Here is a 25,911-nt window from a genome sequence, read left to right on the forward strand (position 1 = left end):
CGGCGCGCCACCGGTACGCGGCAAAGCGTCGCGTAGATGCCGTTAACCGATGGGACTGGTAGAATCGCCGCCGGTTCACACGAGGTTAATCCATGCACGATCCCCACAGCGAACGCATGAGTGGCAGCGAAACCCGCGCCGCAGGCGGCCTGGCCCTGGTGTTCGCCTTCCGTATGCTGGGCATGTTCATGGTCCTGCCGGTCCTCGCGACCTATGGCATGGACCTGGCGGGCGCTACGCCGGCCCTGATCGGCCTGGCTATCGGCGCTTATGGCCTGACCCAGGCGGTATTGCAGATCCCCTTCGGCATCATTTCCGACCGCATCGGCCGGCGCCCGGTGATTTACCTGGGCCTGGTGATCTTTGCGCTGGGGAGCGTGCTGGCGGCTCAGGCCGACTCGATCTGGGGCGTGATCGCCGGACGCATCCTGCAGGGTGCCGGGGCGATTTCCGCAGCGGTGATGGCGTTGCTGTCGGACCTGACTCGCGAACAGCATCGGACCAAGGCCATGGCCATGATCGGCATGAGCATCGGCCTGTCGTTCGCCGTGGCCATGGTGGTGGGACCTTTGCTGACCCGTACCTTCGGGCTGTCGGGGTTGTTCCTGGCGACGGCGGCGCTGGCGCTGGTGGGCATCGCCCTGATCGCCTTCGTCGTGCCGGCCTCCAACACGCAATTGCATCACCGCGAGTCTGGCGTGGCCAAGCAGGCCCTCGGGCCGACCCTGCGTCATCCGGACCTGTTGCGGCTGGACGTGGGCATCTTCGTCCTCCACGCGATCCTCATGGCCAGCTTCGTCGCCTTGCCGCTGGCGTTCGTCGAACGTGGCGGGCTGCCCAAGGAAGAACACTGGTGGGTCTACCTGACCGCCTTGCTGATTTCATTCTTCGCAATGATTCCGTTCATTATCTATGGTGAAAAAAAGCGCAAGATGAAACGCGTCCTCCTGGGTGCGGTCAGTGTCTTGCTGCTCACGGAGCTGTTCTTCTGGGAGCTGGGCAACAGCCTGTCGGCACTGGTGATCGGAACCGTGATCTTCTTCACCGCCTTCAACCTGCTGGAAGCGTCGCTACCGTCGTTGATCAGCAAGGTGTCACCGGCCGGCGGCAAGGGCACGGCGATGGGGGTCTACTCCACCAGCCAGTTCCTCGGCGCGGCGCTGGGCGGGATCCTGGGTGGCTGGATGTTCCAGCATGGAGGCCTGAGCACGGTGTTCCTCGGTTGCGCCGCTTTGTGCGCGCTCTGGCTCGTCGTTGCTGGTACCATGAACGAACCACCTTATGTAACAAGCCTGCGCATGCCGTTGTCGCCCGAGGCGCTTCGTGAAGCAGGCTTGACCGAGCGCCTGAAGGCCGTACCGGGTGTGACCGACGCAGTGGTGGTGGCAGACGAAGCCGCCATCTATATCAAACTGGATACACAAATTTTGGATCGCTCGACCCTGGAGCGCCTGGTCAATCCGGCGTCCGCGGCGTGCGAAGCCTAGGAGAACGTTATGGCCCGTGGGGTTAACAAAGTCATTTTGGTCGGCACCTGTGGCCAGGATCCTGAAGTTCGCTACCTGCCGAACGGTAACGCAGTCACCAACCTGAGCCTGGCCACCAGCGAGCAGTGGACCGACAAGCAGACCGGCCAGAAGGTCGAGCGCACCGAGTGGCACCGTGTCTCGATGTTCGGCAAGGTTGCAGAGATCGCTGGCGAGTACCTGCGCAAGGGCTCCCAGGTCTACATCGAAGGCAAGCTGCAGACCCGCGAGTGGGAAAAGGACGGTATCAAGCGCTACACCACCGAGATCATCGTCGACATGCAGGGCACCATGCAGCTGCTGGGCGGCCGTCCGCAGAATCAGGATGGCGGTGCACCGCGTGACAACTACAACCAGGCGCCGCAGGCTCCACGCCAGCAAGCCCCGCGTCCGCAACAGGCGCCACAGCGCCCGGCTCCACAGCAGCCAGCGCCGCAGCCGGCTCCAGACTTCGATAGCTTCGATGACGATATTCCGTTCTGATTCGTAGCTTTCGAAACGAAAATGCCAAAACCCCGCGAGTTCTTCTCGCGGGGTTTTTGTTGGGCGCAAATATCGGTTGTGGGCTTTCTACGCCCGCTCCCCACACAGATCCAGCGCAAACCAATGCCGCGCAGTCCCCAGTTCCAGCCCAGCACCGAGCAAGCCGAACATCTTGCCCAGCGCGGCCTCGCGGGTCATCCCGCCTGCCGAGACCAGTCCGGTATCACGCAACCGGCTGCCTGCCGCGTAGGTATCGAAGACTACGCTGCCTTCCGCGCACTGGCTGATCGCGGCAACCAGCACGCCACGGTCGCCAGCGTCGCGCAGCACCTCCAGCAGGACTTCGTCGTCCGAGGGGCCGGTGCCACTGCCATAGCACTCCAGCAGCAAGCCCTTGACCCCCGTGTTCAGCAATGCCCGCAGATGCGCAGCCTGCAAGCCCGGATACACCGGCAGCACCGCCAGGTTCACCGGCGTGCGCGGCTGGGCATAGCTGAGCACTGCCGGCAACTCGGTAGCGGACTCGCCTTCACGATGGCGCGGCAGGTCGGCAAAGGCATCGAAGGCCTCGCTGCGCAGCTTGCTGGCGCGTACTCCGGACATCAGCTTGCCAGCGAAGAACAGCTGCACGCCGTTTTCCACACCTTGGGCCAGCAGCGCCAGGGCTCCGCCGAGATTGTCCCAGGCGTCGCTGTCCGCAGCCCCCGCCGGCAGCATCGAGCCGGTCAGCAACACCGGTAGTTCCAGTCCCAGCAGCAGGAACGACAGGGCTGCGGCGCTGTAGGCCAGGGTGTCGGTGCCATGCAGCAGCAGTACGCCGTCATGCCCGTCCTGCTTCACCGCCTCGACGATCGCATCGCGCATCGCCAGCCAGTTGCCCTGTTGCATGTTGGCACTGTCCAGCAGGGGTGACATTTCTCGTAGCGTCCATTGCGGGCAGTCGACCTGCGGGTTCTGCTCCAGCCAGGCACGCATGCGCGCCTCGAAACCACCTGCGGGGGCAAGGCCCTGGGGTGTTTCCAGCATGCCGATGGTGCCGCCGGTGTAGAGGACGAGAAGATTCTGGACTGCGCGCATAAGGGTATTCCGGAGCATTTACAGGAAATTCGGGCAAAAAAAAGCCGCCCGCGAAGGGGCGGCTCTCTTTGTGGAGCGACGATCAGTAGTGCTTAGCGCTGAGTCTGCGCTTCGCCGGCAACAGCCTTGTCGGCCGCTTCAGCCTTGGCACCGGCCGGCCATGCGGCACGGTCCAGGTCCAGGTCGGCGAACTTGGCCGAGTCGAACACCGGCTGCGAGATGCCAGCCTTGCGTTGCTCGTCGTAGTCGCGCATCACACGCAGGCCGATCTTGAACAGCATGGCCAGGGCGATCAGGTTGACGAAGGCCAGCAGGGTCATGGTGATGTCGGCGAAGGCGAACACGGTGCCCAGGTTCTGTACCGAACCCCAGACGATCAGGGCCAGCACCAGGCCGCGGTAGGCCATCAGTACCACGCGGTTGCGGGTCAGGAACTGCAGACTGTTCTCGCCCAGGTAGTAGTTGTAGAGGATGCAGGTGAAGACGAACAGCGACAGGGCGACGCTGACAAACACACGGCCCCAGTCACCGACTACCGCTGCCAGGGAGTTCTGGGTCAGGACGATGCCGTCACCTTCGAAGCCCGGGGTATAGAAGCCCGACAGCAGGATCAGCAGCGCGGTGCAGGTGCAGATGACGAAGGTGTCGAGGAACACGCTGAACGCCTGGACTACGCCCTGCGCGCCCGGGTGTTTCACTGCGGCCACGGCGGCGACGTTCGGCGCACTGCCCAGGCCCGCTTCGTTGGCGAACACGCCACGCTTCACGCCCATGACGATGGCGCTGCCCAGCAGGCCGGCGAAGGCCGGATCCAGGCCGAAGGCGCTCTTGAAGATGGTTTCCAGCATCGCCGGGACGTGTTCGATCTGGGTGCCGATCACGTACAGGGTGACGCCGATGTAGGCCAGGGTCTTGACCGGAACCAGCAGGTCGGACACCGCGGCGATACGCTTGATGCCGCCGACGAAGACGATCGCCAGCAGCACCGCCAGGGCGATACCGGTGTGGTTCGGGGCGAAGCCGAAGGCGTTCTGCAGCGAGTGGGTCACGGTGTACGACTGCAGGCCGTTGAAGGCGAAGCCGTAGGTGACCAGCAGCAGCAGGGAGAACACCACGGCCATGCTCTTCAGCTTCAGGCCATGCTGGATGTAGTAGGCCGGACCACCGCGGTACAGGCCGTCGCCATCGGCGCGCTTGTAGACCTGGGCGAGGGTGCATTCGAAGAAGCTGCTGGACATGCCGACCAGCGCGGTGACCCACATCCAGAACACGGCACCAGGGCCGCCCAGGGTAACGGCGATACCGACGCCGGCGATGTTACCGGCACCGACACGACCGGCCAGGCTCAGCATCAGCGCCTGGAAAGAGCTCAGTTGGCCAGCCTGGCCGCGCAACGATTCCTTGAATACACCGAACATGTGGCCGAAATGGCGGAACTGGACGAAACGGGAGCGGATGGTGAAATAGCTACCCAGTCCGACGATGAGCACGATGAGGAGTTTCCCCGAGAGGAAATCGTTGAGCGCTTCGAGCATGGAAGTGACCTCGGATTCTTATTCTTTGCATGAAAGACAGATAGGCTGGCGGCAAGGCACCAGGTCCATGGGGCGCATGTTTGGCTATGACAACTGTGGTTACAATTTCGCCACTTGCTCTGTTTTGGTGCGAGTTGATGCTAAACTCGCGCTCATCGCATCAATCGGATCTCCCTTCATGAGTGAAAACCTCGCCATCAACCTCAAGTTGGCGTGCAGCCACTACCGCTCTATCTCCGAGGTTTGCCGGCAGCTGTCGCTCAACCGGGCGCAATTCAACAAGTACCTGAGCGGCCAGAGCCAGCCGACGGCGTACAACCTGAAGCGCATCGGCGACTTCTTCGGTGTCGAGGACTACGAACTGGGCTTGCCGCCAGAACAGTTCGCCCGCCTGATCGGCGCGCGCAGTAGTGCCGTCGCCAGCCCGGTGCAGAGCGACCCGTTGCTCGACCTGCTGCGACCGCTGCGCGAACACGCCGGCAATCTGTCGCGCTATTGCGGCTACTACTTCGAGTATTCCAACTGCATGTCGGTGCCGGGCAGCATCCTCCTGTCCCTGGTGCACCTGCGCGAGGAAAACGGCAACTACCTGTTCGAGCGCCAGGAGCGCCAGGAACGCTCCAGCAGTACTGACGTGCAGGCCGAGGACTGGGTGCGCTGCCGCTATCTCGGCGCGGCATTCCAGTTGCAGGACCGGGTATTCCTGCTGGACTACGAGTCGCTGACCGTCAACGAGATGAGCCAGACCGTGCTGATCCCCAGCTTCAAGAGCCGCATCACCCGCCTCAACGGCCTCAAGACCGGCGTGTCCAGCGGCGACCGCCGAACCCCGGCCTGCACGCGGGTGGTCTGGGAATACCTCGGTCCGGAGATCAACCGCATCAATGCCTATCGCCAGGTCAAGCTGTACCGCCCGGACGATCCGCGGATCGACGACGATGTCCGCGAGCGCCTCACCGCCGGGCCGATCCGCAACGGTCTGTTCGAAATCGAATAAGCCTCACGGCCATTCCAGGGCGACCCATTCCACCAGCGGGTTGCCCGCGTCCAGCAACAGCTTCATTGCCATCGCGCCGCACACGCAGACCACCAGCGGCCGGATCAGGCGCGGCCCGAAATACACCGCGCAGCGTGCACCCAGTTGCGCGCCGAGCATGGCGCAGACCGCCATCACCAGGGCCAACGGCCAGAGAATCGTGCCGGAGGCGGCGAACACCAGCAGCGCACCGAGGTTGCAAGCGGCATTCAACAGCTTGCTGTTGGCTACCGCGTGGAGCATGCCCTGGCCGAGCAGGAGCATGAACGCCACCATGAAGAACGAACCGACTCCCGGGCCGAAGACGCCGTCATAAAAGCCGATCAACGGTGCGATCAGCAGGCAGAACAGGCTCAGGGATACCCGTGGCTTGCGCATTCGGCTGTCGTCCAGGCGTGGGCTGAAGGCGAAGTAGGCGGCGATCAGCACCAGCAGCACCGGTACCCCGGCCTGCAGCAGGTCGCGGGGCAGCAGGCTCACCGACAATGCCCCGAGGGCTCCGCCGGCAAAGGCCATCACGGCCATCGGCAGCCCACGATGCCAGTCGAGCATGCCGCGGCGGGCGAAGGCACAGGTGGCCGACACCGTGGCGCTGGCGGCCTGGAACTTGTTGGTGGCCAGCGCCGCCAGCGGATCGAGTCCGGCGACGAACAGGACCGGCAGGGTGACCAGGCCGCCGCCACCGGCGATGGCATCGAAGAACCCGGCCAGCAGCGCCACGGCGCCGAGGGCGAGCAACAGGGACAGATCGACTTCCAGCATGAAACAGGTTCTCCAGAGCATTCAGCCGCGCACCAGCAGCGGGTCTTCCTTGATGATCAGCGGGCTGGCGAAGCGGGAGTAGCCGAACAGCCGCACCAGCAGGCGACGGTTGTCGTCGAGTAGTTCGCGGCCGTGCAGCGCGCAGCTGTTGTTGACCAGCAGGACGGTGTCCGGCTGCAGCACGAAGTCCACCGGCGGGGTTTGCGCCAGGCGCGACTGGAAGGCATCGAAGGCCTGGGCGGCGGCGTCGCTGGCCTGGTCGTTGACGGAAAAGCGGTAAGCGTTGTAGCGCACGCTGAAGCCGCCCTGGGCGTCGAAATCGATGATCGAGGTGGCCTTGCCGCCCGCGCCGCGGCCATCGACGAAGCACTCGCTGCGGGTGAAGTCGAAGGCGCGCGAGCTCAGGGCCAGTACGTCGAGGCTGCTCAGGCTTTCGATGACAGCGCGCAGCGGCACGATGCGGGTCGGTTGGTTGGCGGGGTTCCAGCGCGCGCTGAGCACCAGCGCGGACGGCGCCGGGGAGTGCCCGTCGCGAGCCTGCACCGAGCAGTGGTAGGGCGCCTCGGTGTGCGGGCCGAGGCGCAGCCCGGCGTGGGAACTGAGTTCCACCGGGACGCGGCGATCCTCGCCGGGCCTGGGCTGGCGCCCGCCGCCCTTGAAGTTGCCGACCAGGCGCAAATGCTTGCCCTCGTTGTCGATATCGAAGGCGAAGGCGCGATAGCGCACCAGCTCCAGCAGAACCTGGTTGCGCGAGCCGAGATACAGACAGATGAAGTCCCGCTCTAGCACCGCCAGCGCCGGCAGGCGTTCCGGGAGCGGGTCGTCCTTGGGCGCGCGCAGACGGGCGAACAGCAGCGCGGCCAGCTTGCCATCGGCAAACAGGTTCACCGTGGCCCTTTGCAGGGGCGCCAGGCTGTTTTCCAGCAGACGTGCCCAGAGGCGGGCCTTCAGCGCGGCGCCGGCCTGTTGCGGGCCGCCGTGGCGGGCAAGGTCGAGGCTGGCCTTGTGCAACTGGTCGAGTTGTTCGTCATCGAACTGCAGGGTAGTGACATCACTGTCCTTCATGGGCAACCTTCCTTTGCGATCCGGGGATTGGGGGCAGTCCATGCCCCATGTGGCTCCTGACTGCGCAACAGGTAACCGGTGAGGGACTATTGAAGGTGGTTTTTTCAACTGTCGAAGTCAGTTAGTTCTTTTGGCGGTGTAAGCTGATTCCTATTTAGAGGTGTGGGAAAGCGCTCTGGGTGGCCTGTCCGGTTAAACGTTCCGTGACCCTGGCCGGGTTGGACTTCCCCCGGCGGAAGCCGCAAACTATGCGCTTTCCTTTTCGATCAACCTGAGCGGACCTGCTGAACGTATGCGAATGCGCCTGATGCTGTTGGGTGGTGGAAATGCCCTTGGGCAAGCGCTGATTCGCCTCGGGGCGGAGGAGGACATCGGCTTTCTCGCGCCGCGTCCGCCGGAACACGGCTGGGATGCCGCGAGCCTGACCCAGTTGCTCGACGACACCCGCCCGGATGCCCTGGTCAACCTGGCCTACTACTTCGACTGGTTCCAGGCCGAGTCGGTCAGCGAGCAGCGCCTGGCCTCCCAGGAGCGCTCGGTGGAGCGGCTGGCCGAGCTGTGCCAGCACCACAACATCATCCTCGTCCAGCCCTCCAGCTACCGCGTGTTCGATGGCTCTCGCGCCACTGCCTACAGCGAGAAGGACGAGCCGGTGCCCCTGGGGCTGCGTGGCCAGGCCCTGTGGCGCATCGAGCAGAGCGTGCGTGCCACCTGCCCGCAACATGTGCTGCTGCGCTTCGGCTGGGTTCTGGACGACAGCATCGACGGCGTGCTCGGGCGTTTCCTGACCCGCGCCGAAAGCGCCCACGAGCTGCTGCTGGCGGACGATCGCCGTGGCAATCCGACCCCGGTGGACGATGCCGCGCGGGTGATCCTCTCGGTACTCAAGCAACTCGATTGCGCCGCGCCGCTGTGGGGCACCTACCACTACGCCGGCAACGAGGCGACCACGCCGCTGGCGCTGGGCCAGGCGATCCTCGGCGAAGCCTCGCAACTGCGCCAGCTGGCGGTCGAGGCCCCTACGCCCCAGGCCCACGCCGCGCGTCCGGATGCCTTCGAAGAGCCGCAGCACGCGGTGCTGGCCTGCAAGAAAATTCTCCACACCTTCGGCATCAAGCCGCGCGCCTGGCGCTCCGGCCTGCCGACCCTACTGGATCGATTCTACCGTCATGGCTGATGCCCCCATCCTGATCACCGGTGGCGCCGGCTTCATCGGTTCCCACCTGTGCGATGCCCTGCTCGACCAGGGCTACGCGGTGCGTGTGCTGGACGACCTGTCCACCGGCAAGCGCGACAACCTGCAGCTGGACAACCCGAACCTGCAGCTGATCGTCGGCGATGTCGCCGATGCGGCTTTGCTGGCCAAGGCTGCCGAGGGCTGCCGCGCAGTGGTGCACCTGGCTGCAGTGGCCTCGGTGCAGGCTTCGGTGGAAGATCCGGTGCGTACCCACCAGAGCAATTTCATCGGCACCCTGAACGTCTGCGAGGCCATGCGCCTGGCGGGGATCAAGCGCGTGCTGTTCGCCTCCAGCGCCGCCGTGTATGGCAACAATGGCGAAGGCCAGTCGATCGCCGAGGACATCGCCAAGGCGCCGCTGACGCCCTATGCCGCGGACAAGCTGGCCAGCGAGCACTACCTGGACTTCTACCGCCGGCAGCATGGCCTGGAGCCGGTGGTGTTCCGTTTCTTCAATATCTTCGGGCCGCGCCAGGATCCCTCCTCGCCGTATTCCGGGGTGATCAGCATCTTCTGCGAGCGGGCCTTGAACGGCACGCCGATCACCGTGTTCGGCGATGGCGAGCAGACCCGCGACTTCCTGTATGTCGGCGACCTGGTGTCGGTGATGCTGCAGGCGCTGGAAATGCCGGCGGTGGAAGAGGGCGCGGTGAATATCGGATTGAACCAGGCGACCTCGCTGAACCAGTTGCTGGCGGCGTTGCGCACGGTGCTGGGGGATCTGCCGGCGATCAGCTACGGACCGGCGCGCAGTGGCGATATCCGTCACTCGCGGGCGGACAACGGGCGTCTGCTGGCGCGCTTTGAATTCCCCGAGGCCACGTCGCTGGCGGTGGGGCTGGCGCGCTTGCTGGGGCGCTGATCCAGCAAAAAAACGGGGCCGCTCCGCAGCCCTTCGCGAGCGAGCTCGCTCCCACAGAGACCGCTGAGTCCGTGGGAGCGAGCCTGCTCGCGAAGGGCCGCCAAGCGGCCCCGTTTTTCTGCGCTTAGAACTTGTAGCCGATGCCGACCATGTAGACCCATGGATCGATATCCACGTCGACCTTGGTCTGGCCGACGCCCAGTGCGCTCGGGCCGTCGATCTTGGCTTCGGTGTTGATGTCGACGTACCAGACCGAGGCGTTGAACAGCAGGTTGTCGGTCAGCATGTAGTCCATGCCCAGCTGGCCGGCCAGACCGACCGAGTTCTTCAGCTTCATGTCGCTGAAGCCCTGGGCCTTGCGCTCGCTGCTCAGGTTCTCATCGAAGAACAGGGTGTAGTTGATGCCGATACCGGCATACGGCTGGAACTTCGAGCCGGCATCCATCGGGTAGTACTGCAGCGACAGGGTCGGTGGCAGGTGCTTGATGTCGGCCAGCTTGCCGTCCAGGCCGGCGCCCAGGCCCTTCACGTTCACCTGGTGCTGGAACGGCGTGGCGGCCAGCAACTCGATGCCGACGTGGTCGGTGATCATGTAGGCGAAGGCCAGTCCGAGCTGGGTGTCGCTGTCCACGGTGGCCTTGGTGCCGCTGACCTTGGCGCCGTCGAGTTTCAGGTTGCCGCTGTCTTCGTGCGGATCGACGGTGGCAGCACCGGCACGGACGATGAAATCACCGGCCTGGTGGGCGTGGGCGGCAGGGGCCGCGAGCGCGAGGGCGATCAGCGAGGCGCCGAGCAAGGACTTGTTCATGGAAGCTCCCAGGGGACATTTGGATTCGATGGTTCCAATGTTAAGGAGCTGCCAGCAGGGGGATTTTGACTCAGCTCAATGAAAGCGAAGGCGTCCGCGCGCGGCCATTCATTGTAGTTCGTAGGCGTAGATTTTCTCGGCTTCCATCTGGTATCCGGCCTCGGCCAGCTCGCTGGACGACGACTGGACACGCATCGGCCCCTCGATCCAGTACGGCTGGTACAGCTCCTCGACCTTGATGCCGATCTCGCTGACCACGTGCACGATCTGGTTCGACGGTGGTGGCGGCACATGGATGCAGGCGCCGTAGTAGGGCACCAGGAGGAACTCTGTGGTGCGCCCGTCCTCGTTGACTTCCAGCGGCACGATATAGCCCGGCAGCTTGACCTGCTGGCCGTCCAGTTCCTTCACCACCGGCGCATCAGGCACTTGCTGGTGCGCCGCCGGCGCCGCTTCGGCCGCCAGGGCGTCGCCCAGGTTCGAGAGGTCGGACAGGTTGTGGATCGGCGCCAGTTGCGGCTTGATCACCGGCGCGCCGGGGGGAATCAGTTGCGGCCATTCCAGGGTTCGCGGTTCGCCCGCCAGGGCAGGCAGGGCGAAGAACAGCAGCAACAGCAGGGCACGGCGCATTGCACGGATACTCAGAGATGAATGGACAGGCCATCGGCCAGTGACTGTCGATAGGCCCGCCACGCAGGGATGCTGCCCATCAGCACCGCGGCGCCGAGGATGATCGCCAGCAAGGTCCATTCGTGGCTGCTCGGCAAGGCCAGCGGCAGGTATAACCCATAGTTGGCCTGCACGTAACCCTGGGCCACGGCGATTCCCGCGTACAGCAGGCCGAGGCCCGCGGCGATCCCGGCCACGGCCAGGGAAAACGCCTCCAGCACCAGCAGCCCGCCGACATGCCAGGGGCGCGCGCCCACCGAGCGCAGGATGGCCATTTCCCGGCGACGTTCGTTGAGGCTGGTGAGGATCGCCGTGAGCATGCCGATCAGACCGGTCAGGACCACGAACAGCGAGACCACGAACAACGCCTGTTCCGCCGTGCCCATCAGGCTCCACAATTCCTGCAGCGCGACGCCGGGCAGGATCGCCAGCAACGGCTCGCCGCGGAACTCGTTGATCTCGCGCTGCAGGGCGAAGGTCGCCACCTTGTTGTTGAGACCGAGCATGAACGCGGTGATGGCCTGCGGCGTGAGGTCCATGTTGCGCGCCTGGTCGGCGCTGATGCGCCCGTCGCCGCGCGCCGGCACGCCGTTGTGCCAGTCGACGTGGATGGCTTCCATGCCGCCGAGGCTGATGTGCAGGGTGCGGTCCACCGGGGTGCCGGTGCGCTTGAGCACGCCGACCACGGTGAACGGCTTGTCGTCGTGCTTGACCAGGCTGATGGCCGCCACGCCATGGGCCAGCACCAGCTTGTCGCCGAGCTTGTAGTGCAGGGCTTCGGCCACTTCGGCGCCGAGCACCACTTCGAACGGATCGGTGGCGAAGGCGCGGCCGGTGCTCAGTTCGAGGTTCTGCTTGCGGCCGTACTGGTAATGCTCGAAGTAGGCCGCGGTGGTGCCCATCACCCGGTAGCCGCGGTGCGAGTCGCCGAGGGAGATCGGGATCGCCCACTTTACCCGGCGGTCGTTGGCGTAGTGCTCGAAGCTGTCCCAGCGGATGTTGTTGGTGGCGTTGCCGATGCGGAACACCGAGTACAGCAGCAGGTTCACCGAGCCCGAGCGAGCGCCGACGATCAGGTCGGTGCCGCTGATGGTACTGGCGAAGCTGGCGCGGGCCTCGGTACGCACCCGTTCGACGGCCAGCAGCAGGCACACCGAGAGGGCAATAGCGAAGGCGGTGAGGAACGCGGTGAAACGGCGGTTGGCCAGGCTGGCCAGGGCAAGGCGGAGCAGGTACATCAGACCTCCGTGTCGCTGGCGGGGCGGGCCGCGCGGTTGAGTTCGGCAAGGGACAGCTGGCGGTCGAACAGGGGAGCCAGGCTCTGGTCATGGCTGACGAACAGCAGGCTGGAACCGGCATCGCGACATTCGTTGAACAGCAAGCGGATAAAGGCTTCGCGGGTATCGGCATCGAGGGCCGAGGTGGGTTCGTCGGCGATCACCAGCTCCGGCTGGCCGATCAGCGCGCGGGCTGCGGCGACCCGTTGCTGCTGGCCGATGGACAGGCTGTCGGCGCGGCGAACCAGCAGGTCTGGGTCTTTCAGTCCGAGGTGGGCGAGCAGCAGGGTGGCCGCTTCGGCGACGCTGCCGTGGCGCTGTGCGGCTCGTGCGGCACGGGCTTTCGAGAAGCGGCAGGGCAGTTCGACGTTCTCGATCACCGAGAGGAACGGCAGCAGGTTGAACTGCTGGAAGATATAGCCGGTGTGGTCGACGCGGAAGCGGTCGCGGGCGCTCTGGCTCAGCTCGCCGAGGTCCTGGCCGAGCAGGCGGATGCTGCCGCTGTTGGCCTTCTGCACGCCGCCGAGCAGGCCCAGCAGGGTGGTCTTGCCGCTGCCGCTGGGGCCCTTGAGGAACAGCGATTCGCCGGCGTCGAGGCGCAGCGTGGGGATGTCCAGCAGAAGGGGGTGTCCCGGCCAGGCGAAGCCCAGGTCGGTCAGTTCAATCAGTGCCTGGCTCATATGTCGACGCCCGGGTTACCCCGGGCGCTTCACTGCAATGGATGACTTAGAAAGTGATCTTGGCGTTGGCCGGTGTCGCTTCGACACCTTTCTGGCCATTCGGTCCGATCAGTTGTAGCTGGATTTTCTGGGTCGAGGGATAGGTCTTGAACAGCGGGGTCAGGTCCAGGCTCGCCAACTGGTCCGGCTTGGCGCACTCGAAGCGGTAGTGGGCGTGGATATCGCTGTGGCCGTGTTCGTGCTCGTCGCCATCGTCGTCGTCCTTGGCCGGGGCGTCGCCGAACAGCGGGCTTTCCAGTTCCTGGTCGCTTTCCTTGCAGCCGGCTGCGGCAGTCAGGCCGAACAGTTTCAGCGGTTGCTCCAGCTGGGCGCGGACGGCGGCGACCTTGGCCTTGTCGGCGTCGCTCTGGGCGGCGTGCTCGAAGCCCACCAGGTTCATCGCCGGGCTTTCCAGCTCCAGCTCCAGGGTGTTGCCGTCGAGCACGGCGTTCAGGTGGGCGACGCCGTGCTCGTGGGCACCGAGGCTGCCGTGCTGGTGGTCGTGATCATGATCGTGGTCGTCATGGGCCATGACGGCGAGTGGCAACAGGGCGAGGGGCAAGGCGAGCAACAGGCGACGCATGGCGAAACTCCGGAGCGGGCTTGGAAAGATTTTGAAATGTTATAACAAAGTCAACGCTGCTTGCCAGCGTCCCTTGGCGAGTTTCATCCAGCGTGGGAGCATGGGCGCCCTGGAGCTTTTGAGGGTGGAAACATGCGAATTCGCGGACACATCGGCGAGTGGCCGGTGGACCTGACCATCGAACTGGAACCGGAAGAACTGGCCGGTCTGGCGGGGCGCCTGCTGGAGCAGGGGGCGGTGCCGGCAAGTACGGCGGCGCCTGTGGCCTCTCGGTCGCAGGCGGACGATTCACAATGGATGGCAGCGCGGGACCTGCTGCGCAACGCCGGGCAACTGGACGGGCCGGAACTGCTGGGGCTGCTGGAGGGCCTGGCGGGGAGTACGGCGGCGGGCAAGCGACTGCTGGTGCGCTTGCGCCATAGCAGTGAAGTGAAGGTGGAAAGCGGGGCGGATGCGCCGGTGTATCACTGGGTCGGCTGAGGCTTCGGCAAAGCACCCTGTAGGAGCGGGTTCACCCGCGATGACCCAATCGCGGCGGTCCGGCGTTCCGGTGAACCCGCTCCCACAGGATCTCCAGGATCAGTAGAGCGCAGCGAACAACTTGCGCCGATAAGTCCCCACCAGCGGATGATCGTTGCCCAGCAGCTCGAACACCTGCAGCAGGGTCTTGTGCGGCAGCCCGCCTTCATAACCGCGGTTGCGCTTGAACAGCTTGAGCAACCCTTCCAGCGCCGCCTCGTACTGCTGGCGCGACAGTTGCTGGATGGTCAGTTGGTACGCCGCCTCGTCATCCTCGGCATTCTGCGCCAGGCGGGTCTTCAGGTCGGCCACTTCCGGCAGGGCTTTCGCCTGCGCCAGGAAGGTCAGTTGCGCCTTGGCACCGGCCAGCGCCGCCTTGTGCTCGTCGCTCTTCACCGCGTCGAGCACGGTCTGCGCTTCACCCAGCTCGCCACGTTCCGCCAGGCAGCGGGCATAGAGGATCAGCGCACCGGCATTGGTGTTGTCCTCGCCCAGCAGCGCCTTGAGGGTGGCTTCCGCCTCGCTGTAGCGCCCGTCGTTGAACAGCGCCTGGGCCAGTTCCAGCGGATCGGCCGCCGCCGGCGCCGGCTTCTGAACATGGGGTTCGAGCATGGCGCGCACCGCCGATTCCGGCTGTGCTCCGGCGAAGCCGTCCACCGGCTGGCCGTCCTTGAACAGCACCACGGTCGGCAGGCTGCGGATGCCGAAGCGGGCGACGATGTCCTGCTCGATATCGCAGTTGACCTTGGCCAGCAGAAGCTCGCCCTGGTACTCCTCGGTGATCTTCGCCAGCATCGGCATCAGCGCCTTGCACGGCGCGCACCAGTCGGCCCAGAAGTCCACCAGCACCGGCTTGTGGTGCGAGTTGGCGATCACCACCTGATCGAAGTTGGCGACGGTGGTATCGAAAATGTACGGCGATTCCTGACTCATCTCGACTCTCGCGAACGCATGAATGGCGCCACTATAAGGCCCCGCGACTGGCGTGGTACAGGCTCACCTGGCGAAACTCGTGGGGTTCGGCCAGGTCCGGCAGGGTCAGCGCGTGCAGGGTGTCGAGCTGGCGGTACAGCGGATGGCGGAAATCGCGGACCCGCGAGTCGGCCACCAGCGCCTGCTGGCCACGGCTGAGGAACTGGTCCAGCAACGGCAGGTTGGCCCGATCGTAGAGCACGTCGGCCACCAGGATCAGGTCGAAGCGGTCGTCCTCGGCGAAGAAGTCGCTGGAGTAGTTCAGCTCGACCCCGTTCAGTGCGGCATTGGCCCGGCTCGCCTGCAGCGCCAGCGGGTCGAGGTCGCAGGCCACCACCTCCAGCGCCCCGGCCTTCGCCGCCGCGATCCCGGCGATCCCGGAGCCGGCGCCGAAGTCCAGCACGCGCTTGCCGGCCACCCACTCCGGGCGTTCGGCCAGGTAGCGGGCCATGGCCAGGCCGCTGGCCCAGCAGAAGCTCCAGTACGGCGGTTCGTCGAGGATGCGTCGGGTTTCCTCGGGGCTGAAGGCGCGGTCCATGTTGTCGGCGTCGATCAGCCACAGCTTCAGCGCGCAGTCGGGCAGTTCGCTGGCCACCAGGCGCGCATCGCCGAGCAGCTCGCCCAGTGCCGCTTGCAGTTCGACCGGCGCCATCTACGGCGCCTTTTCCAGTTGCAGCGGGCCGAGGGCCTGGGTGTCCGCGCGGGTCACGCTGAGCGGCTTGAGGTGCAGGATCAGTTGCCCGGACTGGCTGGCGCGGGCGCGCAGCTCGACCCGGCCCCCAGCGGGGAACACGTCCGGATTGAAACGCAGCTGGAACGGCAAGGCCTGGCCAGTGCCATCGTAGGTGTCGCTGGCCAGCAGACGCTGTGGCCGGCCGCGTTCGTCGATCACCAGCAGGGCGACCTCCACCTCGGCACCACGGGGAATATTGGTGAAGCTGCCGCTCAGTTCCCGCTGGTGGGCGGGCAGCGGCGTGGGGACGTGAACGTGCTTGGCCACGGTTTTTGCCGGCGTCGGCGGCGGGACGGGTTTGGGGGCTTCGCTGCTGCAGGCGGCCAGCAGGGCGGCGAAACCGAGCACGGCAAGCGCTCGAAACGACATGATCATTTTCCTTGGGGGGCGTATTTCCTCACTGGATGGTAACCCCTTTGGCTTGTCTTGCCAGTCGGATGCGCTACCATGGCCCTCCCTGTGCGACACGCGTAGCGTGTCTCCACCACCAAGCTGTATGGTCAGCTTGATGGGGTTTCCGCAAGGAAATCGAATACTTGGGTATCCATCCCCAAGGACCAAAACCAAACCCGGAAGTCTATTGCCTTCAAGGACTTACCGCTGCGGCGGACGGCAAAACCCAAAGGTCGTTCTAGCTCTCGGAAGCACGACCACAGGATCGGCACCCCCGATTCTGGAGAGCCCACTAAACCCAACCCTCGCGGGAGCGCTGACCCCCGCAGGGGTCGCCTCCTGCTCGATAGAAACAGGAGGTTACAATTAGAAACGAGCGACTCTGACGAGTTGTCCCCGTTTTTCCTTCCTCGGAGACATGAGCGAAAGCTCTGTCTGTCATTGTCCAACTGCCGCCAATATGGGGTAGTAGCGGACTCGTTGTGCGACCAACGGTAGCCTAGGGCGACGTGCATTACTGGCAACGGTAGTGTGCGAAGCTCGCCCGACAATGTAGCCCCCATATGGGTGCAGTCTTACTGTGAGGTAGGTCTGCGGATACTCGGAGCTGTACCGGGTTGAGGCGCTAGGCTGGCTGGTATGGGTAACTCAAGTGAACCGCTGATAAACACCGTGAGCATGAAGGAGCCAAAGCAGCTGTTAGGCTCCAACCAAAAGGTACGTGGTCGGTTATCCCTGTAGGGAGTAGTGATACGTCGCCATATAGACCACCGGTGAAAAGGCGGGCCCTAACCCAGTCGTGTGACAGACAGGGAACGTGGTAAGCCCGTATAGCTGCCTTATGGGCAGGTGAACCGTAAGGGACACTGTTGGCTGTGCGGGTATGGGATCGCAGAGAAAGCGAACGCCAGACGGTAATAATCTGGATAGAGGTTGGAACATCACCTCACGGGAAACCGGGCAGACTTCTGCGTGGTCGTCCGCCGCAATGACACTGACAGGACAACTGTCTCATTAACACTGGGTCGGCAATATGACCCAACCTTTACCGCCTGGCGGGGTGCACTCATCCCTTCCAGGGATGGCGTATGTGTACCTCTCGCATGGGTGGATTCAAATGAGAGGAAAGCAGCATGTTAGAGCTCAGGCAGCAATGCGACGAGTCTGCGCTTTCCAGCGCTCCGCAACAGTGGCACGACGTCGATTGGCAGCGTGTACAGCGGAACGTTCGGGAAATGCAGTTGAGAATTGCGAAGGCTTGTCGAGAAGGTAGGTGGCGTAAGGTCAAGGCCTTGCAAAGGCTGCTGACTCGCTCAAAGTCAGCCAGATACTTGGCTGTACGGAGAGTCACGGAAAATCAGGGGAGCCGCACGACGGGAGTCGACAAGCAACTCTGGGATACACCCAGCGCAAAATGGAACGCGGTTGGTTTGCTGAAAGTGCGGGGATACAAGGCGCGGCCATTACGGCGGGTCTACATCCCGAAGTCGGATGGTCGGGAGCGCCCTTTGGGCATCCCAACCATGACAGACAGAGCCATGCAGGCGTTGTACATGCTGGCCCTGTCTCCCATCGCGGAAACCCGAGGCGACCCGAATAGCTACGGCTTTAGGATCGAACGTTGTACGGCCGACGCGATGGCGCAGTTATTCGTATGCCTGTCCCAGAAAGCCTCGGCTCAATGGGTGCTGGATGCGGATATCGAAGGATTCTTCGACAATATCAACCACGAATGGCTGCTAGAGAACGTCCCTATGGACTCGCGAATCCTCCGGCAATGGCTAAAAGCTGGAGTTGTTCACAAGGGGCAGCTACATGCTACGGACGCCGGTACGCCACAGGGGGGAATCATCTCCCCCTCGCTGGCAAATCTGGCACTTGATGGTCTGGAAACACTCCTGAAGCAACACCTAGGAGTGACGAGGGCGAAAAAGCTGAAGGTGAATGTGGTGCGATACGCGGATGACTTCGTTATCACCGGGGCCTCCCCGGAAGTACTCGAAAACGAGGTCAAACCTTGGGTGGAGCAGTTCCTCGCAATGCGAGGTCTGCAGCTGTCCCTCAAGAAAACGCGAATCTCCCATATCGACGAAGGTTTCGACTTCCTCGGATGGAATTTCCGGAAATACGAAGGAACGATGCTGATCAAGCCAAGCAAGAAGAACGTCAAGGCGTTCTACGGCAAGATCAAGACGGCAATCGACTCCCGCAGGACGTGCAAGCAGGAGGATCTGATCCGAGTGCTGAATCCAATGTTGCGGGGTTGGGCGCAATACCATCAACCTGTGGTAGCAAAGCAGATCTACAGCTGGATGGAACACAGGGTATTCGTAAAACTCTGGCGTTGGGCTAAGAGGCGACACCCCAACAAATCCCTCGAATGGATTCGGAAGAAGTATTTCCAAACAATCGCAGGGAAAAGCTGGGTATTCGCCACCACGGTACTGGAGGAAAACGGTAAGAAAAGGGAGGTCAGGCTGTATTCCCTCGCGGATACACCGATCGAGCGACACAAAAAGGTCCCGGGGGATTACAACCCCTACGACCCGACCATGGAGGCCGTTGGCGAAAAACTGCGGATGGACCGGATGCTGAAAAAGCTGACGTACCGGAAACAAATCGGCAGCCTGTTCGCCAACCAGAAAGGGTTGTGTCTGCTGTGTAGTCAACCGATCACCAAGGAAACTGGGTGGCACGACCACCACATCATCTTCCGCGCACAGGGCGGTAGTGACTCCCTCGGTAATCGGGTACTCTTGCACCCCAACTGCCACCACCAGCTCCACAGTCGTGGTCTGCACGTGGATAAACCGGTCCCACTCAGGGGCTTAATGACGGCTTGAGCCGTATGCGCTGAAAAGTGCACGTACGGTTCTTAGGGGGGATTGGGCCAGCAATGGCCTGATCCCACCCGCCTTTTTTGTTGCCTGCCACCATGCACTGTCCCTTCTGCGGTGCCAACGACACCAAAGTCATCGACTCGCGACTGGTCGCCGAAGGCGAGCAAGTCCGCCGTCGCCGCGAATGCGTGGCCTGCGGTGAGCGTTTCACCACCTTCGAGACCGCCGAACTGGTCCTCCCGCGCCTGATCAAGCAGGACGGCACCCGTCAGCCCTTCGACGAAGAGAAACTGCGCGCCGGCATGCAGCGCGCCCTGGAAAAACGCCCGGTCAGCGTCGAGCGCCTGGAAGCGGCGCTGGCGCATATCAAGCACAAGCTGCGGGCCAAGGGCGAGCGCGAGGTCAAGTCGCTGGTGGTCGGTGAACTGGTGATGGCCGAGCTGCAGAAGCTCGACGAAGTCGCCTATATCCGTTTCGCCTCCGTGTACCGGCGCTTCCAGGACCTCGACGAGTTCCGCGAAGAGATCGACCGCCTGGCCCGCGAGCCTGCCAAAGAGTGAACATGTCCACAGAACGCGCCGTGCTCGATGCCCACTACATGGCCCGCGCCCTGGAACTGGCGCGCAAGGGCCTGTACTCCACGCACCCGAACCCGCGGGTGGGCTGCGTCATCGTGCGTGACGGGCGCATCGTCGGTGAAGGCTGGCACGTGCGCGCCGGCGAGCCCCACGCCGAGGTGCATGCCCTGCGCGAGGCCGGCGAGCTGGCCCGCGGCGCCTGCGCCTACGTCACCCTGGAACCCTGCAGCCATCACGGGCGCACGCCGCCCTGCGCCGATGCGCTGGTCAAGGCCGGGGTCGGGCGGGTGGTCGCGGCGATGCAGGACCCTAACCCGCAGGTCGCCGGCAATGGCCTCAAGCGCCTGGCCGAGGCCGGTATCGAAGTTGCCAGCGGCGTGCTCGAGACCGAGGCCCGGGCGCTCAATCCCGGGTTCCTGAAACGCATGGAGCACGGCCTGCCATTCGTGCGGGTCAAGCTGGCGATGAGCCTTGATGGGCGCACCGCCATGGCCAGCGGCGAAAGCCAGTGGATTACCGGCCCGGCCGCGCGCTCCGCGGTACAGCGCCTGCGCGCCCGCTCCAGCGTGGTCCTGACCAGCGCCGCCAGCGTGCTCGCCGACAACGCGCGGATGACCGTGCGCGGCGAAGAGCTGGGCCTGGAGCCCGAGACCACGGCATTGGCCCTGGCCCGCCCGCCACTGCGCCTGCTGATCGATGGCCGCCTGCGCCTGCCGCTGGACGCGCCGTTTTTCCAGGCCGGTCCGGCCCTGGTGGTCACCGCCGCCGCTGACGATCCGCGCTATGCCGCCGCCGGCCACACCCTGCTCAGCATCCCGGGCGCAGACGGTCGGGTCGACCTGCGCCAGCTGCTGGCCGAGCTGGCCCGTCGCGACATCAACGAAGTACTGGTGGAAGCCGGCCCTGGTCTCGCGGGCGCCTTCGCCCGGCTCGGCCTGGTGGACGAATACCAGCTGTTCATCGCCGGCAAGTTCCTCGGCTCCACCGCCCGTCCGCTGCTGGACTGGCCGTTGGCGCGGATGAGCGAGGCGCCGGTCCTGAAAATCACCGAAATGCGCGCGGTTGGCGATGACTGGCGAGTCACCGCAATCCCCGCGCCCGCGCCAGGCGTATAATTCGCGGCTTGTTCTCGAGGAGCACCCCCATGTTCACCGGCATCATCGAATCCATCGGCAGCATCCGCAGCATCACCCCCAAAGGCGGCGACGTTCGCGTGCATGTCGAAACCGGCAAGCTCGACCTGGGCGACGTCAAGCTGGGCGACAGCATCGCGGTCAACGGCGTCTGCCTGACCGCCGTGGAACTGCCGGGCGATGGCTTCTGGGCCGACGTCAGCCGGGAAACCCTGGACTGCACGGCCTTCTCCGACCTGAAGAGCGGCAGCCGGGTCAACCTGGAAAAGGCCCTGACCCCGACCACCCGCCTGGGCGGCCACCTGGTCAGCGGCCACGTCGACGGCGTCGGCGAGATCGTCTCCCGTGCCGATAACGCCCGTGCCATCCAGTTCCGCGTGCGCGCGCCGAAAGAACTGGCCAAGTACATCGCCCACAAGGGCTCGATCACCGTCGACGGCACCAGCCTGACGGTCAATGACGTCGATGGCGCCGAATTCGAGCTGACCATCGTCCCGCACACCCTGGCCGAAACCATCATGGCCGACTACCGCCCCGGGCGTCGGATCAACCTTGAGGTCGACCTGCTGGCCCGTTACCTGGAGCGCCTGCTTCTGGGCGACAAGGCCGCCGAGCCGAGCAAAGGCAGCGGCATCACCGAAAGCTTCCTGGCCGCCAACGGCTACCTGAAATCCTGAATTGAGAAGGGGGTGCCGCGTGGCGCTCAACACCATCGAAGAACTGGTCGAAGACATCCGCCAGGGCAAAATGGTCATCCTGATGGATGACGAAGACCGCGAGAACGAAGGCGACATCATCATGGCGGCCGAGTGCTGCCAGGCCGAGCACATCAACTTCATGGCCAAGCACGCCCGCGGCCTGATCTGCATGCCGATGACCCGCGAGCGCTGCGAGACCCTGAAGCTGCCGCTGATGGCGCCGCGCAACGGTTCCGGCTTCGGCACCAAGTTCACCGTGTCGATCGAGGCCGCCGAAGGCGTCACCACCGGCATCTCCGCCGCCGACCGCGCCCGCACCGTGCAGGCTGCTGCGGCCAAGGACGCCAAGGCCGACGATATCGTCAGCCCCGGCCACATCTTCCCGCTGATGGCCCAGCCCGGCGGTACCCTGGCCCGTGCCGGCCACACCGAGGCGGCCTGCGACCTGGCGCGCATGGCCGGCTTCGAGCCGAGCGGGGTGATCTGCGAAGTGATGAACGACGACGGCACCATGTCCCGTCGCGCCGAGCTGGAAGTGTTCGCCGCCGAGCACGGCATCAAGATCGGCACCATCGCCGACCTGATCCACTACCGCATGATCCACGAGCGCACCATCCAGCGCATCGCCGAACAGCCGCTGGACAGCGAGCTGGGCCACTTCAACCTGGTCACCTACCGCGACTCGGTGGAAGGCGACGTGCACATGGCCCTGACCCTCGGCAAGATCTGCGCCGAAGAGCCGACCCTGGTGCGCGTGCACAACATGGACCCGCTGCGCGACCTGCTGCTGGTCAAGCAACCGGGCCGCTGGAGCCTGCGCGCGGCGATGAGCGCGGTGGCCGACGCCGGCAGCGGCGTGGTCCTGCTCCTCGGTCACCCGCTGGACGGCGACGTGCTGCTGGCGCACATCCGCGAAAGCGCGGGCGATGCGCCGACCAAGGCACCGACCACCTACAGCACCGTCGGTGCCGGTTCGCAGATCCTTCGTGACCTCGGCGTGCGCAAGATGCGCCTGATGAGTTCGCCGATGAAGTTCAACGCGATATCCGGATTCGATCTGGAAGTTGTAGAATACGTGCCCTCCGAATGACCCGACGGTGTTTGACCGCCGTCCATTCGTGACCAAAACTCCCACAGGCCGCGTTCTTGCGGCCTGGCTCTTTAAGATGAGAATCCCGCAATGTCCCTGAAGACCATCGAAGGTACCTTCATTGCCCCCAAAGGTCGCTATGCTTTGGTGGTTGGCCGCTTCAACAGCTTCGTCGTCGAAAGCCTGGTGAGCGGTGCCGTTGACGCCCTGGTTCGTCATGGCGTGAGCGAAAGCGACATCACCATCATCCGTGCGCCTGGCGCGTTCGAAATTCCGCTGGTCACGCAGAAGGTCGCCCAACAGGGTGAATACTCCGCGATCATCGCCCTGGGCGCGGTGATTCGTGGCGGTACCCCACACTTCGAATACGTTGCGGGCGAGTGCACCAAGGGCCTGGCCCAGGTGTCCATGGAGTTCGGCATTCCGGTGGCCTTCGGTGTCCTGACCGTCGATTCGATCGAACAGGCCATCGAGCGTTCCGGCACCAAGGCCGGCAACAAGGGCGCCGAAGCCGCCTTGTCCGCCCTGGAAATGGTCAGCCTGCTGGCGCAGTTGGAGGCCAAGTGATTAGCGACGAAAGCGATCGTTTCAACCCGCGCGATCCGAAACCCGTCGATGCGGGCAAGCCATCGAAGAGCGCCAAGCGTCGCGAAGCCCGCAAGCTCGCGACCCAGGCCCTGTATCAATGGCACATGGCTCAGCATTCGCTGAACGAGATCGAAGCGCAGTTCCGGGTCGACAACGATTTCAGCGATATCGACGGCGCCTACTTCCGCGAGATCCTCCACGGGGTCCCGGCGAAGAAGACCGAGATCGACAACGCCCTCAAGCCGTGCCTGGAGCTGGCCCTGGAAGAGCTCGACCCGGTCGAGCTGTCCGTCCTGCGCCTGTCGGCCTGGGAGCTGCTGGTCCGTGTCGACGTGCCGTATCGCGTGGTGATCAACGAGGGCATCGAGCTGGCCAAGGTCTTCGGTGCCACCGACGGCCACAAGTTCGTCAACGGTGTTCTCGACAAGCTCGCACCCGTGCTTCGCGAAGCCGAAGTGAAGGCGCACAAGCGCTGATCGCGGCGCTGCCTGTCCATGGGTGAGTTCGAGCTGATCCGCCAGTTCTTCGCCGCCGCGCCTTGTGCGCAGGGCGGCGAAGGCATCGCCCTCGGCATCGGTGACGATTGCGCGCTGCTGGCGCCGACACCCGGCGAGCAGTTGGCGATCTCCACCGATACGCTGGTGGCCGGGGTGCATTTCCCCGCCATCAGCGATCCTTTCCTGCTCGGCCAGCGTTCGCTGGCGGTAGCGGCCAGCGACCTGGCCGCCATGGGCGCCACGCCCCTTGCCTTCACCCTTGCCCTGACCCTCGCCGATACCGATCCGGACTGGTTGCGCGACTATGCCCGCGGCCTGAGCCAGATGGCCCGCCAGTGCGGCCTGAGCCTGATTGGCGGCGATACCACCCGTGGCCCGCTGAGCCTGACCATGACCGTGTTCGGTCGCGTGCCCGTCGGGCAGGCGCTGACCCGTGGTGGCGCGCGGCCGGGCGACCTGGTCTGTGTCGGTGGTGAGCTGGGCAATGCCGCCGGCGCCTTGCCGCTGGTGCTGGGCGAGCGTGAAGCGGATGCAACCCTGGCCGCGCCGCTGCTGTCCCACTATTGGTCGCCGCCGCCACAGATTGCGTTGGGCCAGGCCCTGCGCGGCAAGGCCACGGCGGCGCTGGATATTTCCGATGGTCTGCTGGCCGACTGCGGGCATATCGCCAGGGCGTCCGCCGTGGCCTTGCGCCTGGAGCTGGAACGCTTGCCGCTGGGTGCGGCGCTGACCGCCTTCCTTGGCCTGGACGCAGCGCGCCAGGCAGCGCTGGCGGGCGGCGACGACTACGTCATCGCCTTCACCCTGCCGCCCGCCGAACTGGATGGCCTGCGCGCCGCCGGCTGGCCGGTGCAGGTGGTCGGCCGGGTCGAGGCGGGCAGTGGCGTCAGCCTGCACGACGCGGCTGGCCATGACATCACCCCCGCCGTGCGCGGCTATCAACATTTCAGGGAGACACCGTGACCGACCACCCCAACCAGGTGCCAGCGGAAAACGTTCCGCCTTCGGTCTGGCGCAACCCCTGGCACTTTCTCGCCTTCGGCTTCGGCTCCGGCACCCTGCCAAAGGCCCCGGGTACCTGGGGCTCGCTGGTGGCCCTGCCGTTCGTGCCGCTGTGGCAGATGCTGCCCGACTGGGGCTACTGGCTGATGCTCGGGCTGACCATGCTGTTCGGCTTCTGGCTGTGCGGCAAGGTCGCCAACGACCTCGGCGTGCATGACCACGAAGGCATCGTCTGGGACGAGATGGTCGGCATGTGGATCACCCTCTGGCTGGTGCCCGAGGGCTGGTTGTGGTTGCTCGCCGGGTTCCTGATGTTCCGCTTCTTCGACATTCTCAAGCCATGGCCGATCCGCTGGGTCGACCGGCATGTGCATGGCGGGGTGGGCATCATGCTCGATGACGTGCTGGCCGGCGTATTCGCCTGGCTGGCCATGCAAGTGCTGGTATGGAGTCTGATCTAAAGGGAGTCGCGTCATGCGCAAGTGGCGACAATGGCTGCTGTTGGTGGCCATGCTGGCTGGGATGCTGGGAATCGCTCGGGCCGAAGGCTTGCCGTCGGAGGTCCGCCTGGCCAGTGAGAACTGGCTGGACTACACCAACGCCGACGGTACCGGTGTAGCCTGGGACGTACTGCGCAAGGTCTTCGAGCCGGCCGGGGTCAAGGTGCGGGTGCTCAGCGCGCCCTATACCCGAGCCATCGGCCTGGTGAAGCGCGGCGAGGCGGATGCCTGGGTCGGTTCCTACCACGAGGAGAATTCCGACAACCTCTATCCGCGCTGGAACTTCGACTCCGATCATATCTACGCCTTGGGCCTGGCCAGCAAGCCGCTGCCGACCAAGGACAGCATCGGCCAGTTCCGCCTGTCCTGGGTGCGTGGCTACGACTACCAGAACTACCTGCCGAATGTTGGTTACTACCGCGAGGTACAGCGCCGCGACGGCATCTTGCCGATGCTGGAGCGCGAACGGGTGGACTTCTATATCGACGCCCTGACCGAAGTGAAGTACGTCCACGCCCAGGCCGATCATCCGGAGCTGTTCCGGAGTACCCATGTCGCTGAACTGCCGTTGTACCTGGCGTTCGGCAACACACCGCAGGGCAAGGCATTGCGCGATCTGTTCGACAAGCGCATGGACGAACTGGTGCCGAGTGGCGCGCTGAAGCCGATTTTCGAACGCTGGAAGCAGCCGTATCCGTTCAATCCGGCCGGCAAGTAGGGCGACCAAGA

28 protein-coding genes are annotated in these 25,911 nt (G+C 64.6%); 16 read left to right on the plus strand and 12 right to left on the minus strand.

Annotated elements, in window-relative coordinates; all coding sequences use genetic code 11:
• Positions 1-92 precede the first annotated feature (92 nt).
• Positions 93-1,487 carry an MFS transporter gene (locus tag V0R59_RS02115; protein ID WP_330073289.1) on the plus strand — a complete coding sequence of 465 codons (1,395 nt, stop codon included), beginning with the start codon at positions 93-95 and terminating at the stop codon, positions 1,485-1,487.
• Positions 1,488-1,496: 9 nt separating this feature from the next.
• Positions 1,497-2,009, plus strand: a complete 513-nt coding sequence (locus V0R59_RS02120; protein WP_042123551.1) for a single-stranded DNA-binding protein — start codon at positions 1,497-1,499, stop codon at positions 2,007-2,009.
• Between the two features lie 87 nt (positions 2,010-2,096).
• On the opposite strand, the gene V0R59_RS02125 is transcribed toward V0R59_RS02120, so the two are convergent.
• A complete protein-coding gene (locus V0R59_RS02125; protein ID WP_330073288.1) occupies positions 2,097-3,086 on the minus strand; it encodes an asparaginase in 990 nt (329 codons plus the stop codon).
• Between the two features lie 92 nt (positions 3,087-3,178).
• Positions 3,179-4,621, minus strand: coding sequence for an alanine/glycine:cation symporter family protein (locus V0R59_RS02130; RefSeq protein WP_330073287.1), 1,443 nt, complete (start codon positions 4,619-4,621; stop codon positions 3,179-3,181).
• Positions 4,622-4,799: 178 nt separating this feature from the next.
• Between V0R59_RS02130 and V0R59_RS02135 the strand changes: the two genes are divergently transcribed.
• Positions 4,800-5,618 (plus strand): helix-turn-helix domain-containing protein, encoded by an 819-nt coding sequence (locus V0R59_RS02135; RefSeq protein WP_330073286.1) that lies wholly within the window; start codon positions 4,800-4,802, stop codon positions 5,616-5,618.
• 3 nt (positions 5,619-5,621) lie between these two features.
• Here V0R59_RS02135 and V0R59_RS02140 read toward each other — a convergent pair whose 3' ends face one another.
• Together V0R59_RS02140 and V0R59_RS02145 are read right to left on the minus strand one after the other, a co-directional pair.
• Positions 5,622-6,419 carry a TSUP family transporter gene (locus V0R59_RS02140; protein WP_330073285.1) on the minus strand — a complete coding sequence of 266 codons (798 nt, stop codon included), beginning with the start codon at positions 6,417-6,419 and terminating at the stop codon, positions 5,622-5,624.
• 21 nt (positions 6,420-6,440) lie between these two features.
• Entirely contained in the window at positions 6,441-7,484 is a 1,044-nt protein-coding gene (locus V0R59_RS02145) for a hypothetical protein (protein ID WP_330073284.1), read from the minus strand.
• Positions 7,485-7,776: 292 nt separating this feature from the next.
• On the opposite strand from V0R59_RS02145, the gene V0R59_RS02150 reads away from it, so the two are divergent.
• Both V0R59_RS02150 and V0R59_RS02155 read left to right on the plus strand, forming a co-directional pair.
• Positions 7,777-8,661: a sugar nucleotide-binding protein gene (locus tag V0R59_RS02150; protein WP_330073283.1), complete on the plus strand. Its 885-nt coding sequence runs from the start codon at positions 7,777-7,779 to the stop codon at positions 8,659-8,661.
• Positions 8,654-9,583, plus strand: a complete 930-nt coding sequence (locus V0R59_RS02155; RefSeq protein WP_330073282.1) for an NAD-dependent epimerase/dehydratase family protein — start codon at positions 8,654-8,656, stop codon at positions 9,581-9,583. Before V0R59_RS02150 ends, V0R59_RS02155 begins: the two co-directional genes overlap by 8 nt.
• A 124-nt stretch (positions 9,584-9,707) precedes the next feature.
• Here the strand turns inward: V0R59_RS02155 and V0R59_RS02160 are convergent, their stop codons facing one another.
• The 5 genes from V0R59_RS02160 to V0R59_RS02180 all read right to left on the minus strand — a co-directional run bounded on the left by V0R59_RS02160 (position 9,708) and on the right by V0R59_RS02180 (position 13,639).
• Entirely contained in the window at positions 9,708-10,391 is a 684-nt protein-coding gene (locus tag V0R59_RS02160) for an OmpW/AlkL family protein (protein ID WP_330073281.1), read from the minus strand.
• A 108-nt stretch (positions 10,392-10,499) separates the two neighbouring features.
• Positions 10,500-11,021, minus strand: coding sequence for a DUF3299 domain-containing protein (locus V0R59_RS02165; protein WP_330073280.1), 522 nt, complete (start codon positions 11,019-11,021; stop codon positions 10,500-10,502).
• 11 nt (positions 11,022-11,032) lie between these two features.
• Positions 11,033-12,298 (minus strand): ABC transporter permease, encoded by a 1,266-nt coding sequence (locus tag V0R59_RS02170; protein ID WP_330073279.1) that lies wholly within the window; start codon positions 12,296-12,298, stop codon positions 11,033-11,035.
• Positions 12,298-13,017 carry an ABC transporter ATP-binding protein gene (locus V0R59_RS02175; protein ID WP_330073278.1) on the minus strand — a complete coding sequence of 240 codons (720 nt, stop codon included), beginning with the start codon at positions 13,015-13,017 and terminating at the stop codon, positions 12,298-12,300. Before V0R59_RS02175 ends, V0R59_RS02170 begins: the two co-directional genes overlap by 1 nt.
• A gap of 46 nt (positions 13,018-13,063) precedes the next feature.
• Positions 13,064-13,639 carry a DUF2796 domain-containing protein gene (locus V0R59_RS02180; RefSeq protein WP_330073277.1) on the minus strand — a complete coding sequence of 192 codons (576 nt, stop codon included), beginning with the start codon at positions 13,637-13,639 and terminating at the stop codon, positions 13,064-13,066.
• Between the two features lie 132 nt (positions 13,640-13,771).
• Here V0R59_RS02180 and V0R59_RS02185 point away from each other — a divergent pair, with 132 nt between their 5' ends.
• Positions 13,772-14,119, plus strand: a complete 348-nt coding sequence (locus V0R59_RS02185; protein ID WP_330073276.1) for a hypothetical protein — start codon at positions 13,772-13,774, stop codon at positions 14,117-14,119.
• A gap of 99 nt (positions 14,120-14,218) precedes the next feature.
• Here V0R59_RS02185 and trxA read toward each other — a convergent pair whose 3' ends face one another.
• From trxA to V0R59_RS02200, 3 genes are read right to left on the minus strand one after another with little or no spacing between them, the layout of a single operon-like run.
• Entirely contained in the window at positions 14,219-15,091 is an 873-nt protein-coding gene (gene trxA / locus V0R59_RS02190; protein WP_330073275.1) for a thioredoxin, read from the minus strand.
• A gap of 31 nt (positions 15,092-15,122) precedes the next feature.
• On the minus strand, positions 15,123-15,782 hold the full coding sequence (locus tag V0R59_RS02195) for a class I SAM-dependent methyltransferase (RefSeq protein WP_330073274.1): 660 nt from the start codon (positions 15,780-15,782) through the stop codon (positions 15,123-15,125).
• Complete coding sequence (locus tag V0R59_RS02200) at positions 15,783-16,232, minus strand: YbaY family lipoprotein (RefSeq protein ID WP_330073273.1); 450 nt, start codon at positions 16,230-16,232, stop codon at positions 15,783-15,785.
• Between the two features lie 1,157 nt (positions 16,233-17,389).
• Here V0R59_RS02200 and ltrA point away from each other — a divergent pair.
• The 10 genes from ltrA to V0R59_RS02250 all read left to right on the plus strand — a co-directional run bounded on the left by ltrA (position 17,390) and on the right by V0R59_RS02250 (position 25,900).
• Positions 17,390-19,099, plus strand: coding sequence for a group II intron reverse transcriptase/maturase (gene ltrA, locus V0R59_RS02205; RefSeq protein WP_060546301.1), 1,710 nt, complete (start codon positions 17,390-17,392; stop codon positions 19,097-19,099).
• Positions 19,100-19,191: 92 nt separating this feature from the next.
• Entirely contained in the window at positions 19,192-19,656 is a 465-nt protein-coding gene (gene nrdR / locus V0R59_RS02210) for a transcriptional regulator NrdR (protein WP_330073272.1), read from the plus strand.
• Positions 19,657-19,658: 2 nt separating this feature from the next.
• A complete protein-coding gene (gene ribD, locus V0R59_RS02215; protein WP_330073271.1) occupies positions 19,659-20,789 on the plus strand; it encodes a bifunctional diaminohydroxyphosphoribosylaminopyrimidine deaminase/5-amino-6-(5-phosphoribosylamino)uracil reductase RibD in 1,131 nt (376 codons plus the stop codon).
• Between the two features lie 29 nt (positions 20,790-20,818).
• Positions 20,819-21,484 (plus strand): riboflavin synthase, encoded by a 666-nt coding sequence (locus V0R59_RS02220; protein ID WP_330073270.1) that lies wholly within the window; start codon positions 20,819-20,821, stop codon positions 21,482-21,484.
• Positions 21,485-21,503: 19 nt separating this feature from the next.
• Positions 21,504-22,595 carry a bifunctional 3,4-dihydroxy-2-butanone-4-phosphate synthase/GTP cyclohydrolase II gene (gene ribBA, locus V0R59_RS02225; RefSeq protein ID WP_330073269.1) on the plus strand — a complete coding sequence of 364 codons (1,092 nt, stop codon included), beginning with the start codon at positions 21,504-21,506 and terminating at the stop codon, positions 22,593-22,595.
• A 90-nt stretch (positions 22,596-22,685) separates the two neighbouring features.
• Entirely contained in the window at positions 22,686-23,162 is a 477-nt protein-coding gene (gene ribH, locus V0R59_RS02230) for a 6,7-dimethyl-8-ribityllumazine synthase (RefSeq protein ID WP_009397441.1), read from the plus strand.
• Positions 23,159-23,659, plus strand: a complete 501-nt coding sequence (gene nusB, locus V0R59_RS02235) for a transcription antitermination factor NusB (RefSeq protein WP_330073268.1) — start codon at positions 23,159-23,161, stop codon at positions 23,657-23,659. Before ribH ends, nusB begins: the two co-directional genes overlap by 4 nt.
• A gap of 18 nt (positions 23,660-23,677) precedes the next feature.
• Positions 23,678-24,643, plus strand: coding sequence for a thiamine-phosphate kinase (thiL, locus tag V0R59_RS02240; protein ID WP_330073267.1), 966 nt, complete (start codon positions 23,678-23,680; stop codon positions 24,641-24,643).
• A complete protein-coding gene (locus tag V0R59_RS02245) occupies positions 24,640-25,143 on the plus strand; it encodes a phosphatidylglycerophosphatase A family protein (protein ID WP_330073266.1) in 504 nt (167 codons plus the stop codon). The genes thiL and V0R59_RS02245 overlap by 4 nt, the downstream gene beginning before the upstream one ends.
• Before the next feature lie 13 nt (positions 25,144-25,156).
• Positions 25,157-25,900: a substrate-binding periplasmic protein gene (locus V0R59_RS02250; protein ID WP_330073265.1), complete on the plus strand. Its 744-nt coding sequence runs from the start codon at positions 25,157-25,159 to the stop codon at positions 25,898-25,900.
• Positions 25,901-25,911: the final 11 nt, after the last annotated feature.

The organism is Pseudomonas ulcerans (assembly GCF_036324125.1).
Lineage (GTDB): Bacteria > Pseudomonadota > Gammaproteobacteria > Pseudomonadales > Pseudomonadaceae > Aquipseudomonas > Aquipseudomonas ulcerans.

Bases quoted from the DNA above. Each gene is read 5' to 3' on its own strand.
- V0R59_RS02155 (WP_330073282.1), top strand. From the start codon at position 8,654: ATGGCTGATGCCCCCATCCTGATCACCGGTGGCGCCGGCTTCATCGGT.
- V0R59_RS02145 (WP_330073284.1), bottom strand. From the start codon at position 7,484: ATGAAGGACAGTGATGTCACTACCCTGCAGTTCGATGACGAACAACTC.
- V0R59_RS02125 (WP_330073288.1), bottom strand. From the start codon at position 3,086: ATGCGCGCAGTCCAGAATCTTCTCGTCCTCTACACCGGCGGCACCATC.
- nrdR (WP_330073272.1), top strand. From the start codon at position 19,192: ATGCACTGTCCCTTCTGCGGTGCCAACGACACCAAAGTCATCGACTCG.
- trxA (WP_330073275.1), bottom strand. From the start codon at position 15,091: ATGAGTCAGGAATCGCCGTACATTTTCGATACCACCGTCGCCAACTTC.
- V0R59_RS02115 (WP_330073289.1), top strand. From the start codon at position 93: ATGCACGATCCCCACAGCGAACGCATGAGTGGCAGCGAAACCCGCGCC.
- V0R59_RS02170 (WP_330073279.1), bottom strand. From the start codon at position 12,298: ATGTACCTGCTCCGCCTTGCCCTGGCCAGCCTGGCCAACCGCCGTTTC.
- ribD (WP_330073271.1), top strand. From the start codon at position 19,659: ATGTCCACAGAACGCGCCGTGCTCGATGCCCACTACATGGCCCGCGCC.
- V0R59_RS02140 (WP_330073285.1), bottom strand. From the start codon at position 6,419: ATGCTGGAAGTCGATCTGTCCCTGTTGCTCGCCCTCGGCGCCGTGGCG.
- V0R59_RS02165 (WP_330073280.1), bottom strand. From the start codon at position 11,021: ATGCGCCGTGCCCTGCTGTTGCTGCTGTTCTTCGCCCTGCCTGCCCTG.
- V0R59_RS02200 (WP_330073273.1), bottom strand. From the start codon at position 16,232: ATGTCGTTTCGAGCGCTTGCCGTGCTCGGTTTCGCCGCCCTGCTGGCC.
- V0R59_RS02180 (WP_330073277.1), bottom strand. From the start codon at position 13,639: ATGCGTCGCCTGTTGCTCGCCTTGCCCCTCGCCCTGTTGCCACTCGCC.
- V0R59_RS02195 (WP_330073274.1), bottom strand. From the start codon at position 15,782: ATGGCGCCGGTCGAACTGCAAGCGGCACTGGGCGAGCTGCTCGGCGAT.
- V0R59_RS02175 (WP_330073278.1), bottom strand. From the start codon at position 13,017: ATGAGCCAGGCACTGATTGAACTGACCGACCTGGGCTTCGCCTGGCCG.
- V0R59_RS02250 (WP_330073265.1), top strand. From the start codon at position 25,157: ATGCGCAAGTGGCGACAATGGCTGCTGTTGGTGGCCATGCTGGCTGGG.
- ltrA (WP_060546301.1), top strand. From the start codon at position 17,390: ATGTTAGAGCTCAGGCAGCAATGCGACGAGTCTGCGCTTTCCAGCGCT.
- V0R59_RS02130 (WP_330073287.1), bottom strand. From the start codon at position 4,621: ATGCTCGAAGCGCTCAACGATTTCCTCTCGGGGAAACTCCTCATCGTG.
- ribH (WP_009397441.1), top strand. From the start codon at position 22,686: ATGTCCCTGAAGACCATCGAAGGTACCTTCATTGCCCCCAAAGGTCGC.
- V0R59_RS02150 (WP_330073283.1), top strand. From the start codon at position 7,777: ATGCGAATGCGCCTGATGCTGTTGGGTGGTGGAAATGCCCTTGGGCAA.
- V0R59_RS02120 (WP_042123551.1), top strand. From the start codon at position 1,497: ATGGCCCGTGGGGTTAACAAAGTCATTTTGGTCGGCACCTGTGGCCAG.
- V0R59_RS02185 (WP_330073276.1), top strand. From the start codon at position 13,772: ATGCGAATTCGCGGACACATCGGCGAGTGGCCGGTGGACCTGACCATC.
- V0R59_RS02135 (WP_330073286.1), top strand. From the start codon at position 4,800: ATGAGTGAAAACCTCGCCATCAACCTCAAGTTGGCGTGCAGCCACTAC.
- V0R59_RS02160 (WP_330073281.1), bottom strand. From the start codon at position 10,391: ATGAACAAGTCCTTGCTCGGCGCCTCGCTGATCGCCCTCGCGCTCGCG.
- V0R59_RS02220 (WP_330073270.1), top strand. From the start codon at position 20,819: ATGTTCACCGGCATCATCGAATCCATCGGCAGCATCCGCAGCATCACC.
- thiL (WP_330073267.1), top strand. From the start codon at position 23,678: ATGGGTGAGTTCGAGCTGATCCGCCAGTTCTTCGCCGCCGCGCCTTGT.